Raw genomic sequence first — 11,852 nt, 5'->3', positions numbered from 1 at the left:
CTAACAATTCATCATCTCTCTTAACGGCTGAAAAAGATCGCTGGCCACCATACCCCGCTCGCCCTGCTGCTCCGCCACCCGGTCCGCCGCTGTAGCGTGCAAGCAGACACCCAGCCGGGCAGCGTCCACAGGCGCCAACCCCTGAGCCAACAGCGCACCGATGACACCAGATAGCACATCGCCCATACCGCCGCTGGCCATACCGGGGTTGCCCGCAGTGCAAACTGCTGTATTTTCAGCATCGCACACCACCGTGCCAGCCCCTTTAAGAACGGTAACTGCCCCGGTTTGGTTCACAAGCTGCCGAGCCGCATTAAAACGATCTTTTTGCAGCTCCGCTGTTTCCGTACCCAGGAGACGCGCCGCCTCCCCCGGGTGCGGCGTAATAACGCGAGCGTTGTGGTGATGGGAAAAAGACTGTGGACCTTGAGCCAGCAGGTTAAGAGCATCCGCATCCAGCAACAGTGGTAAATCACTGGCCAGCGCTGCCTGTAACAGTTGCTGCGACCAGGGGGACTGCCCCATACCGGGGCCGACTACCAGCACCGTGGGTTTAGTCAATTGTTGCCTCAACTCCTGCCCGGAATTCACCCCCAGCGCCATGACTTCCGGTCGCCGAGCCAACAGCGCCGGTACGTGCTGCGGGCGAGTGGCCACACTCACCAGGCCGGCGCCACAACGCAGGGCAGCTTCCGCCGCCAGCATTACCGCGCCCCCCATGCCCCTGTCACCACCAATCACCATCAGGTGGCCAAAATCCCCTTTGTGAGCGTCTCGCCGTCTGGGGGGTAACTGCTGGCGCAAATAATCACATTCCAACAATTGCGCCGCAGGTTGCTGCTGTCGATAAACATCTGCGGGGACACCCAGCGAATCGAAAAACACCTCGCCACAAAGAGCCGGGCCACGCCCGCTAAATACACCGCGCTTGAGGCCAATAAAACTGATGGTAGCGTCGGCCTGTACAGCCACGCCCAACTCGGCGCCACTGTCACCGCACAGACCAGAGGGAATATCCACCGCCAGCACCGGCAGCTGGCTGTCGTTAATCTGGCGAATGGCCCGAGCAAATGGCTCCCGTACCGGGCCATTCAAGCCCGAGCCCAGCAAGGCATCCACCACAACACCGGCTCCCAGAGAACTGTCTTCGCCAAATGGCCGACAGGGAACACCCGCAGCAACCGCATGGCCAAAGGCCAATTGAGCATCACCGGTCAGTTTTTGTGGGTCGCTCAGGTAAACCACCTGAACCGGCAAACCCTGCTGCGCGGCAAGTGCCGCTATCACATAGCCGTCGCCGGCGTTATTGCCAGAACCGCAGAACACGTGCAGTTCTTCCGGTTTTGGCCAGCACTCCAACAACAGATCAAAGGCAGCGCTGCCCGCCCGCTGCATCAGTTCAAAACCGGGAATACCCCGTTCCTCAATGGCCATCCGGTCCAGTTCGCGAACCTGGGCCGGGCGGTAGAGTTGGTTGGCAATTTGGTTATCAGTCATTACTTTTAGTTGATAGTTACTCGGTATGAGCAGGTAAGGGCTGGGGCTTCTTTTTTCGACCGTGGCCAGCAAGGATGCTGGCCTCGAGCCCCCATGGATGGGGCTCTCATTTTAAGTAAGTGACGTGTCGAAGAAACAAGCCCCAACCCTTACCTGCAGATTTACGCCCCATTATACGAAAACCCGATATATCCATCATGGTAACATCGCGCCGTTATCACTTACGTAGCTAACCATGGCAGATATTTCCCAAACTGATTTCTCAGATCTCGTCCAACAGATTAAAATCTGGGGTCAGGAGCTGGGTTTCCAGCAGGTGGCGATTACCGATGTGGATTTGACGGAAGCCGGCCAGCGCTTGCGGGATTGGCTGGACAACGGCTACCAGGGCCATATGAACTGGATGGCTGACCACGGCGACAAACGCTATCGCCCGGAGCAATTGCACCCCGGCACCTTGCGGGTGATTTCTGTACGCATGGATTACCTGCCCGCCGACAGCAATATGATTGCCGTGCTCAAACAGCCCGATACCGCCTACATATCCCGCTATGCGCTGGGGCGGGACTATCACAAACTGATACGCAAACGACTGGCTAAACTGGCACAAAAAATCGAGCAAAGCGTGCCCCACACAGTGGAACAACGCCCTTTTGTGGACAGCGCCCCGGTTATGGAAAAAGCACTGGCGGAAAAAGCCGGTCTTGGGTGGGTGGGGAAAAACTCTCTGGTATTAAACAGCCAGGCCGGATCCTGGTTTTTTCTCGGGGAAATTTTTACCAACCTGCCCTTACCCACCGACCAATCCACGGAGAAAAACCAGTGCGGCAAGTGCAAGGCCTGCCTGACCGTATGCCCGACTGACGCCTTCCCTAAGCCCTATGTGCTGGATGCCCGCCGCTGTATTTCCTATCTCACCATTGAACTTAAAGAGGCCATACCGGAAGAATTTCGCACTCCCATGGGCAACCGGGTATTTGGCTGTGACGACTGCCAGGCCATGTGCCCCTGGAACCGTTTTGCCAAAGCCAGCCAGGAACTGGATTTTCTGCCCCGTCATCAACTGGACAGCACCCGGCTTGTGGACCTGTTTAACTGGACAGAAAATGAGTTTCTGGAACGTACCGCCGGGTCGCCCATTCGCCGTATCGGTTATCAGCGCTGGTTGCGAAACCTGGCAGTCGGGCTGGGTAATGCGCCCTATTCAAAGGATATTATTGCCGCACTGGAAGCACGGCGCGGGAAAGTCTCAGAGATGGTCTGGGAGCATATCGAGTGGGCGCTGAAACAACACCATAACCGTCACTCTGCCACTATTTATTAACCCGGCAATACAAAAGGCGTCCTGCCTTTTGTATTGCTCGCTCAATAACTTTCACATAAAAGAAAGTAACGCACTTGCGCGGAAGTGCTTGATTTTATTGAGCTCGCGCTGGCTGCGCCAGCGGCGGCACATCCCTGTGCCGCATTATTAAACGCAACCTATAAGGTTGCCGGTTTAATAAAAAACCTTTCCCGGTAATATTTCAATTCTTCAATAGAATCGCGAATATCATCCAGCGCCAAGTGCGCACCCTTTTTTTCAAAACCGTCCAGCAACGCCGGCTGCCAGCGGCGGGCAATTTCTTTAATGGTGCTGACGTCCAAATTGCGGTAGTGAAAATAGCTTTCCAGCTGCGGCATGTATTTCACCAAAAAGCGGCGATCCTGACCGATGGTATTACCGCAGATGGGTGACTTGCCCGCATCCACATAATTTTCCAGAAACTCAATGGTTTGCCGCTCGGCGTCAGCGCAGGAAACCGTGCTGTTGCGCACCCGTTCTGTGAGGCCAGACTGCCCGTGCTGGCGGGTATTCCAGTCATCCATTGCACTCATTATCTCGTCCGGCTGATGAATGGCCAACACCGGCCCTTCCGCCAACAGGTTGAGATTTTTATCGGTAACGATGGTGGCAATTTCAATAATTACATCGCGCTCGGGATCCAGCCCGGTCATCTCCAGGTCGATCCAGATCAGGTTTAAATCGTCTTTGAGGCAATCAGTCATGTTGTTTTCCGTTTTCTTCCGCAACTTCAATAATGCGTTGTAACAGGGCAATGCGATCCTGTTGAGCGGTCACATCACCCTTTTCGTCTTGCCGGGCTTCTGCCGCTTTTACTGTGCCCTGTAGCTGTGCCAGCTCCTTTTTCAACGCTTCCAGCTTTTCCGCTCGCTCGGCCTTGTCGAACATCATGGTTTCGGCATTGGCAGTGCTCATATCCATATTTCTTGCACGCTGTGGAGGCGCAACAAACTGTTCGTCATTCACCTGGCGCTGATTCATAAATGTGGGGGAGACAATTTCAATACCGGCACCGTGCAACTGATCCAGCACCTGGGTGCGCAGTTCAGAACGCTTGCTGAGCAGTTGTTTGACTTCTTCGTAAAAACCACAGATTCGGTAACTGATGGCGAAATCGCCGAGTTTCCGTACATGCACAAAAGGCTCCTGCAAACCCACCTGTTTGGCAGCCTGCTTCAGCAGAGGCGTTACTTTATAGTGGGCCGCATCATAGCCCAGCGACAGGTCACAGGTAACGATGGTGCCGCTGCTGTGCACCACCTTCACCGGATTGGACGCCACAAAAAGGTTGGGCAGTGTAATCAGGTCGCGCTCTTCCGACTGGATTTCGATATGGAACAAACCGCGTTCCGTAACACGGCCAAAGTGCTCCGCTACGCGAATAAAATCCCCGGTGCGAAAGCTGCGCACCGACCGCAGCATCAGCCCCGCCATCACATTGGCCACAAAGGTGGTTGAGGAAAATGCAATAACGCCGGTGAGCACCAAACCCAGCAGACTCAACAGTTGATTGCGGGTTTCGTGAGGCACTGGCAGGGCGAGAATAATCAGCACAACCGCCACCGCCACCAACACCATAAAGCTCAGCTGGCGCGCCATGTGATTGCCGGAATGAACACCAGAGCGGCGCAACAATAGCCAATGGCCAAACCACAGCGCCAATAACACCATGGCGATCAGCGACAGCGGCAACAGCAGGTCTTTTACTTGTTCCAACAGATCGGCGAGCATCGGCGTCTCCATATCCCTCCCCCGGATTATGCTATATCCTTACAGGCTTTCAAGGTAAATATCCGTCCCATCTATGGCTCGCAAGCTCACCAAAAACCAACAGCGCCGGGTTCAACACAGTCAACAGCAGCGCGCCAAACGAGCCCAGCAAAACAACGCACAATTGCCAGATGACAGTCAATTGGGGCCGGAGCAACCGGGCACTGTTATTTCCCGCTACGGCGCACAGGCGGATGTAGAACCTCATGGGCAACCCGGCACGTTAAAACGCTGTTTCCTGCGTGCCAATATCGGCACGGTAGTCACCGGCGACGAAGTGGCCTGGCGCGCCAGCAACAATGATGACAATGGCATAATTGTCGCCACACAACCGCGCCAATCCGCTCTTTACCGGCCAGACAACCGCGGCGCCCTGCGACCGGTAGCGGCCAACATCGATCGCATTTTTATTGTCGTGGCAGCGGAACCAGAGCCTTTCGCCAACCTGATTGATCGCTATCTGGTGGCGGCGGAAAACCAGAACATAGAGGCCATTCTGCTGCTCAATAAGTGCGACCTGCTCAACGGTGAATCCGGGCAGGCCACAAAAGCACTGGTCACCCCTTACCAAAAGCTGGGCTACACGCTGCTGACACTATCCGCCAAAGACACCACCGAAGCCAGCCTGCAACCTTTACAACACATGCTGGCCGGCCACACCAGTGTGTTTGTGGGGCAATCAGGTGTGGGCAAATCGTCATTGATCAACGCCTTGCTGCCAGAGGCCAACGCCGCCGTTGGCGAGCTTTCTGAAGCACGCGCCAAAGGTACCCACACCACCACCACTGCGCGGCTGTTTCACTTGAACGGCGGAGGCCGCCTGATTGATTCCCCCGGCATTCGCGAATTTGGCCTCTGGCATCTGGAACCTCGGCAAGTGGCCGAGGGCTTTGTCGAATTGCGCCCCTTGCTCGGTCACTGCCAGTTTCGCGACTGTCGCCATGAACAAGAACCCGGCTGTGCGTTGCTGGCCGCGGAACAACGGGGTGAAATCTCCTCACAGCGGCTGGAAAGCTATCGACGGATATTAGGAAGTTTGTAGGTTGAATCCTTTGAGAGTAATTCAAACTCTGACTGCGCTGCTATACTCCGTCCCCCTATCACTCACCAATTTCGGAAATTTCCATGACTTTACCTTTGCTGATTGAAGCCGCCGAACTTCAACAACATCTGCACAACCAAAACCTGCTGATTGTTGACCTTTGTTCCGACGAGCAATACAGCCTCGGCCATATTCCCGGCGCAGTACACGTTGCTCCCAAAGAATTGATATTGGGTGAGCCACCCGCGCCGGGACGACTGCCCCACAAAGAACAACTGGATGCCCTGTTTACCCGCCTGGGCCTGACTCCTGATACCCACGTCATCTGCTACGACGACGAGGGCGGCGGCTGGGCCGGACGCTTTATCTGGACGCTGGACGTTGTCGGCCACCGCAATTGCTCGTATCTAAATGGCGGTATTCACGCCTGGCGCAGCGAAGGCCTAGATACAGAAACCGGAACCTGTGAGGCACAAAGCCAGCCGGTCGCTGTCACCATAGATCAGAACCAGCTTGTCAGCGCCGAGGATATTATGGCCAGCCTGGATAACGACGACTTTGCCATCTGGGACGCCCGCAGCCCCGGCGAATACAACGGCACCAAGGTGCTGGCTCAGCGCGGTGGCCGTATTCCCGGTGCCATCAATTGCGAATGGACCAATCTGATGGACCCCAATAACAGTTTGCGCCTGCGGGAAGACGCCAAAGACATACTGCAGCAATTGGGACTCACCGCAGACAAAGATATTGTCACTCACTGCCAGACCCACCGCCGTTCCGGATTTACTTACCTGGTGGCAAAAATTCTCGGTTATCCTCGCATACGGGCTTATCCCGGATCCTGGTCCGATTGGGGCAATCGCAATGACACACCGGTAGAGATATAACTGTGGCAACACCGTTGCAGAACCCTGCCCTTAAAAACCTGCCCGGCGAATTGTTTGCCGCATTGCAGCGTTTGTTGCCCCAGCACAGCCTGTCGCGGCTGATCGCCAGGCTCGCCGACAGCGAAACACCGTGGCTCAAACGCTGGCTGATTGAACGCTTTGTAGCGGCTTATGACATCAATATGGAAGAAGCGCTGCAGCAAGACCTGGAACATTACCCTTGTTTCAATGCCTTTTTTACCCGCCAGTTAAAGCCGGATGTACGCCCTCTGGATACCAGCAGCAATGCCATTACCAGCCCGGCGGATGGCACCATCAGCCAGATTGGTTACTTGCAGGGCGACCAGTTGATACAGGCAAAGAGCAAAACCTTTGCCGCCAACGCCCTGCTGGGCAGCGAACAGGATGCCAGCCTGTTTGAACAAGGGGCTTTTACCACCATCTACCTGTCCCCAAAGGATTACCACCGGGTACATATGCCCGTTGATGGCCAACTGCTGCACAGCCGCTATATTCCAGGGCACCTGTTTTCTGTCAACAGAGCCACCACCACTCATATTCCGGGGCTATTCGCCCGCAACGAGCGCTTGGTGTGCCTGTTTCAAACACCGGTTGGCAAAGTGGCTATCGTTCTGGTGGGGGCCATGCTGGTGGCTGGCATTGGCACAGTCTGGCAGGGTCAATTTACCCCCAACCCACAGGCTGTAATTGAGCAAACGTTTGACAGCAAAACCGCAATCACCCTGAATAAAGGAGATGAATTGGGTCACTTTAACTTTGGCTCAACGGTGATTATGCTGTTTGAAAAAGACGCCATGCACTGGCACCAGCAATTGAGCCGGGGCAGAGGGGTAAAAATGGGGGAGGTACTAGGGGTTGCAACCTAACTGGGTTACAACCTAAGTAGATTGCGGCGCAAAGAAAACCTTTAACGCCGCAGCAGCCGCTCTTTCAGGCTACCCAAGACACCACCTGCAAACTCCGCTTTGGGCTGCAGAAATTCCGGCGTCAGGTCGGTGACATCGAAATCAAAGCGGGAGGGCTCAAGATCGCGGGCAATGGCCACTTTGCCAGGTGTACGCATTAACTGCTGGCGCTGTTCCAGAATCGCAGTAACCGCTTTTTGGTCCTTGAGGTCGACAACGATTTTCTCGCCATCACCCTGACGGTTAGCCAGCAGAGCAATTTTGGGAGTCAGGCGTGAGTCCTGATCCTGTTCTACCACCACACCAATATCACCGGTAGTCAACTCAACCATTGTGCCCGTGGGATACAAGCCAATGGATTGAATAAACTGCAACACCAGATCTTCGCGGAACTGGCGGTCACGCATGTTGTAGATCAGACTGATGGCTCGGGAGGCGGCCACCGGTTTGGCGGATTCCCGGGGATTGGAAATGGCATCGTACACCGTGGCGATACCACACATCTGCGCCAACAGGGGAATTTTGCTGCCAATCAGACCTTCCGGGTAGCCACTGCCGTCAAAGCGCTCGCAGTGGTGACGCACCACGGAAATCACTTTCGCTTCCACCTGATGAGTATTGCGCAGCATCTCTATGCCGTACTCCACAAAGCGGCGGTACTGGTGTTCTTCCTCAGGGCTGCGGTTGGTCTTTTGCAGCAGCTCTTTGGGTAAACGCATTTTGCCAATATCTTTCAGCAAAGTGGCGGTGCAGAGGGTTTGAATATCGGCTTTCGAGGTGCCGATAAAGCGGGCAAACTGCACCGCCCACAGAGCAGATCGCAAGCTGTGATCGTAGGTTTCCTGATCTTTGCGACGCAGGCGCATCAGCCAGGTAAAGGCATCCGGGCAGCGCAGCACGCTGTCTACCATGGAATTGACGGAACGGCGCACGGTGTCGTAATCGATCTGTTTGCCTTTGGACAGCTGCTTGGCAAACAGGCTCAGGTTGCCTTTGAGGGTATTAAAAGCGCGGTTGGCCTGAACCAGCTCTTTGCGCATGGGCGTTACGGTACGATAGACACCGTACTGCACTTTCAGGGGAACCTGACCAACCCGGTTTGCGGAAGTGGCGGATTTGGCAGCCGCTGGGCGGGCAGGTGGCGCTTTCAGCTTTTTATCCGGCACCTCGCCGCGGTGTATACGCGGAACTGGGCTGGGCTTCGCGGGGGCCGCCGAACGGCCTTTGGTGACGTCGATATAAACGTAATCGCAGTAGGCGCGAAGGTTTTCTACATCCAGCGAAGAACGTACCAGAAACCCCTGAATTGGAAACGGAGTCTGGGTCCAGGGACGATCGAGCCCGGATACAAACATACCCAACTGCAGCTCGTTCACATTGACTTGAACCGGCTTGATACTCATGGCAACTGACTATCTTGGTGACTGTTCAACCCTGCGGTGGGACATACCACCGACAAAGTATTTCTTTGACAATGCCAAGGGTAGATAGTTAACCAACCAAAACAAAGGTAGTAGAGTTAACCGGTCACATTTAATGCTTAAGTGGGATTCACTGATCAGAAGCTGCATGATAAGTCGCAGACAATTCGTGAACTGCGTCAACAAATGCTCCTGCACAGGTGGGATCTACCGACGGGGTGATACCATGGCCCAGATTAAAAATATGACCACTGTGTCGACCAAAACCGGCCAGAATTTGTCCCACTTCCTGACGTATGCGCTCGGGCGATGAATACAACACCGCCGGGTCCATATTGCCCTGCAAGGCCACGCGGTCACCCACTCTCTGACGAGCCTGGCCAATATCGGTGGTCCAATCCAGCCCCAGGGCATAACAGCCGCTGTCAGCCATCGTTTCCAACCACTGACCACCACCTTTGGTAAACAGTATTACCGGCACTTCGCGGCCTTCAGATTCCTTGCTGAGCCCAGCCACAATGCGTTTCATATAGGCCAGTGAAAACTCTTCATAGGCACTGTGCGACAACGCTCCACCCCAGCTATCGAAAATCTGTACCGCCTGGGCACCGGCGGCAATCTGGGCGTTGAGGTATTCGGTGACTGAATCCGCCAGCTTCGACAGCAATAAATGCAGCACTTCCGGTTGCTGATACAACATCTGCTTGGTACGCGCCCAATCGCGACTGCTGCCCCCTTCAACCATGTAGGTGGCCAGTGTCCATGGGCTGCCTGAAAAACCAATCAACGGCACACGACCATTGAGCTCTCGGCGAATGGTGCGAACAGCGGCAGTGACATAGGGTAAATCTCGTTCGGTATCTGTCACTTGCAGCGCTTCCACCGCTGCGGCAGTTTGCACGGGCTTGCGAAATCTCGGACCTTCACCGGTTTCAAAATACAGCCCCAAGCCCATGGCATCGGGTATGGTAAGAATGTCTGAAAACAGAATGGCAGCATCCAGAGGGTAGCGTTCCAGGGGTTGCAAAGTGACTTCACAGGCCAGTTCCGGTGACTGGCACAGGGACATAAAATCCCCAGCCCTGGCCCGGGTAGCGCGATACTCTGGCAAATAACGCCCGGCCTGACGCATCATCCATACCGGAGTCACATCCACCGGTTGACGCATCAGGGCGCGCAGAAAACGGTCATTTTTTAATTCAACGTTCGATTCAACAGGAGTCGACTCAGTCATAGCAATACACAATTAAATACGGATAGAGTTAAGAGTTTCGCACAGCTGGTCACGATGGTAGTCGGTGGTAACCACCGCATCGCCGATGGCTTTTAACAACACCAGACGCAGGCCACCGTCAGTGGCTTTTTTGTCGACGGCCATCAGTTCCAGCAGCTGATCAGTGGGAAAATGCAGAGGTGCAGCCACCGGCAGACCAAACCGCTGTATTAACTGGCTCAATCGCTCCAGCTGCTCGGCAGGCAGCCAACCGAGGCGCACTGACAAATCCGCTGCCATCACCATACCCGCTGCCACCGCTTCACCGTGCAACCACTCCTTGTATTCCCCGGCTGCTTCAATGGCGTGGCCAAAGGTATGACCAAAATTCAGCAACGCCCGTACACCACCTTCACGTTCGTCCTGGCTGACGATATCTGCCTTATTGCGACAAGAGCACTCAATGGCGTAGACCAGCGCCTGCCTGTCACGATTTAACAGTTGCTGGCTGTTTTCCTCCAGCCATTGGAAAAAATCGCCATCGTTGATCGCCCCATATTTAATGACTTCCGCAACACCGGCCACATACTCCCTCTCTGGCAAGCTGGCCAGTACATCGGTATCGATGATCACCGCCCTGGGCTGGTAAAACGCACCAATCATGTTTTTGCCCATGGGATGATTGACAGCAGTTTTGCCCCCCACCGATGAATCCACCTGGGCCAGCAAGGTGGTGGGCACTTGGATAAAATCCACGCCTCGCTGGTAGCAGGCTGCGGCAAAACCGGTCATATCCCCCACCACGCCGCCACCCAATGCGATCAAGGTGGTCTGGCGGTTGTGCTGTTTTTCCAGCAAGGTGGTAAAAACCCGGTTGAGCGTGTCGAGGTTTTTGTAGGGCTCGCCGTCTGGCAGGATTACCTCATCTACCTGATAGGCGCCCAGTGCGTTTTTGAGCCCAGCCAGATACAGCGGAGCCACTGCGGTGTTGCTGACAACGCAGACGCGCTGACCACGAATATAGGGGCTGTAACTGCCCGGATCAGCCAACAATGCTGTGCCAATATGAATCGGATAGCTGCGATCAGCCAAATCAACGGTAAGGGTTCGCATGAATTGGAAATACCAGAAAACTCGATAATGGGGGCGCCACTTTACCACAGCGCAGCAGGGCGGGGTCGTCAAATATAGGCTTGCAGTTGCTCTGCCAACTCTTCCGCAGCCACCTGGGGGCGTTGATTGCGGGAGGTAATCACAATATCCGCCACATCCTGATAAAGCGGCTCCCGCTCTTGCATCAGGCGTTCCAACACCTGGCGGGGATCATCCACTTGCAGCAAGGGGCGTTTGCGGTCTTTTTGGGTGCGTTCCAACAGCTGCTCCAAGGTGGAACTCAAGTACACCACTACGCCGTGCTGCTTGAGTAATTGACGATTTTTTTCCGCCAGCACTGCCCCACCACCCGTGGCGAGCACCATGCCTTTGTCTGCAACCAGGTCTTCAAGCACCTGGGATTCCCTCAGGCGAAAGCCCTGCTCACCTTCCACATCAAAAATCCAGGGAATATCCGCACCGCAGCGCTCCTCAATCTCCTGATCGAGATCGAGAAAGCACATACGCAGATGGTTGGCCAGTTGACGGCCAATGGTGGTTTTGCCAGTACCCATAGGGCCGACCAGAAAAATATTATTGGCGTATTTCATGGTGCAAAACTAACAGCCACCATGGAGCACTGCAAATAAAAAAACCGG

Annotated in this window: 11 protein-coding genes; 4 read left to right on the top strand and 7 right to left on the bottom strand. The window is 54.9% G+C overall.

Annotation, left to right across the window (positions count from 1 at the left end; all coding sequences use genetic code 11):
* Positions 1-1,497, bottom strand: coding sequence for an NAD(P)H-hydrate dehydratase (locus ACVBEJ_RS05205; protein ID WP_447128550.1), 1,497 nt, complete (start codon positions 1,495-1,497; stop codon positions 1-3).
* Positions 1,498-1,732: 235 nt separating this feature from the next.
* On the opposite strand from ACVBEJ_RS05205, the gene queG reads away from it, so the two are divergent.
* Positions 1,733-2,821, top strand: a complete 1,089-nt coding sequence (gene queG / locus ACVBEJ_RS05200; RefSeq protein ID WP_447128549.1) for a tRNA epoxyqueuosine(34) reductase QueG — start codon at positions 1,733-1,735, stop codon at positions 2,819-2,821.
* A 158-nt stretch (positions 2,822-2,979) separates the two neighbouring features.
* On the opposite strand, the gene orn is transcribed toward queG, so the two are convergent.
* Positions 2,980-3,546, bottom strand: coding sequence for an oligoribonuclease (orn, locus tag ACVBEJ_RS05195; RefSeq protein ID WP_447128548.1), 567 nt, complete (start codon positions 3,544-3,546; stop codon positions 2,980-2,982).
* On the bottom strand, positions 3,539-4,573 hold the full coding sequence (locus ACVBEJ_RS05190) for a mechanosensitive ion channel family protein (protein WP_447128547.1): 1,035 nt from the start codon (positions 4,571-4,573) through the stop codon (positions 3,539-3,541). The genes orn and ACVBEJ_RS05190 overlap by 8 nt, the downstream gene beginning before the upstream one ends.
* 73 nt (positions 4,574-4,646) lie before the next feature.
* Here ACVBEJ_RS05190 and rsgA point away from each other — a divergent pair, with 73 nt between their 5' ends.
* From rsgA to asd, 3 genes are all read left to right on the top strand, one after another.
* A complete protein-coding gene (gene rsgA / locus ACVBEJ_RS05185; RefSeq protein WP_447128546.1) occupies positions 4,647-5,654 on the top strand; it encodes a small ribosomal subunit biogenesis GTPase RsgA in 1,008 nt (335 codons plus the stop codon).
* 83 nt (positions 5,655-5,737) lie between these two features.
* Positions 5,738-6,541: a sulfurtransferase gene (locus ACVBEJ_RS05180; protein WP_447128545.1), complete on the top strand. Its 804-nt coding sequence runs from the start codon at positions 5,738-5,740 to the stop codon at positions 6,539-6,541.
* 2 nt (positions 6,542-6,543) lie between these two features.
* Positions 6,544-7,428 (top strand): archaetidylserine decarboxylase, encoded by an 885-nt coding sequence (asd, locus tag ACVBEJ_RS05175; RefSeq protein WP_447128544.1) that lies wholly within the window; start codon positions 6,544-6,546, stop codon positions 7,426-7,428.
* Positions 7,429-7,469: 41 nt separating this feature from the next.
* Here asd and ACVBEJ_RS05170 read toward each other — a convergent pair whose 3' ends face one another.
* The 4 genes from ACVBEJ_RS05170 to aroK all read right to left on the bottom strand — a co-directional run bounded on the left by ACVBEJ_RS05170 (position 7,470) and on the right by aroK (position 11,804).
* Positions 7,470-8,870, bottom strand: coding sequence for an HD-GYP domain-containing protein (locus ACVBEJ_RS05170; RefSeq protein ID WP_447128543.1), 1,401 nt, complete (start codon positions 8,868-8,870; stop codon positions 7,470-7,472).
* A gap of 148 nt (positions 8,871-9,018) precedes the next feature.
* The gene (gene hemE / locus ACVBEJ_RS05165) at positions 9,019-10,122 is read right to left on the bottom strand and encodes a uroporphyrinogen decarboxylase (protein WP_447128542.1); all 1,104 of its coding nucleotides are present in this window, start codon (positions 10,120-10,122) and stop codon (positions 9,019-9,021) included.
* A 12-nt stretch (positions 10,123-10,134) separates the two neighbouring features.
* Complete coding sequence (aroB, locus tag ACVBEJ_RS05160; protein ID WP_447128541.1) at positions 10,135-11,214, bottom strand: 3-dehydroquinate synthase; 1,080 nt, start codon at positions 11,212-11,214, stop codon at positions 10,135-10,137.
* A gap of 68 nt (positions 11,215-11,282) precedes the next feature.
* Complete coding sequence (gene aroK, locus ACVBEJ_RS05155; protein WP_447128540.1) at positions 11,283-11,804, bottom strand: shikimate kinase AroK; 522 nt, start codon at positions 11,802-11,804, stop codon at positions 11,283-11,285.
* Positions 11,805-11,852 lie beyond the last annotated feature (48 nt).

This window comes from Porticoccus sp. GXU_MW_L64 (genome assembly GCF_052983295.1).
Note: the sequence above shows the minus strand (reverse complement) of the source record. Positions and strands in the feature narration are given on the sequence as shown.

Excerpts from the sequence above, each read along its gene's own strand:
- ACVBEJ_RS05180 (WP_447128545.1), top strand. The coding sequence starts at position 5,738 with ATGACTTTACCTTTGCTGATTGAAGCCGCCGAACTTCAACAACATCTG.
- rsgA (WP_447128546.1), top strand. The coding sequence starts at position 4,647 with ATGGCTCGCAAGCTCACCAAAAACCAACAGCGCCGGGTTCAACACAGT.
- ACVBEJ_RS05190 (WP_447128547.1), bottom strand. The coding sequence starts at position 4,573 with ATGCTCGCCGATCTGTTGGAACAAGTAAAAGACCTGCTGTTGCCGCTG.
- orn (WP_447128548.1), bottom strand. The coding sequence starts at position 3,546 with ATGACTGATTGCCTCAAAGACGATTTAAACCTGATCTGGATCGACCTG.
- queG (WP_447128549.1), top strand. The coding sequence starts at position 1,733 with ATGGCAGATATTTCCCAAACTGATTTCTCAGATCTCGTCCAACAGATT.
- aroK (WP_447128540.1), bottom strand. The coding sequence starts at position 11,804 with ATGAAATACGCCAATAATATTTTTCTGGTCGGCCCTATGGGTACTGGC.
- ACVBEJ_RS05205 (WP_447128550.1), bottom strand. The coding sequence starts at position 1,497 with ATGACTGATAACCAAATTGCCAACCAACTCTACCGCCCGGCCCAGGTT.
- ACVBEJ_RS05170 (WP_447128543.1), bottom strand. The coding sequence starts at position 8,870 with ATGAGTATCAAGCCGGTTCAAGTCAATGTGAACGAGCTGCAGTTGGGT.
- aroB (WP_447128541.1), bottom strand. The coding sequence starts at position 11,214 with ATGCGAACCCTTACCGTTGATTTGGCTGATCGCAGCTATCCGATTCAT.
- hemE (WP_447128542.1), bottom strand. The coding sequence starts at position 10,122 with ATGACTGAGTCGACTCCTGTTGAATCGAACGTTGAATTAAAAAATGAC.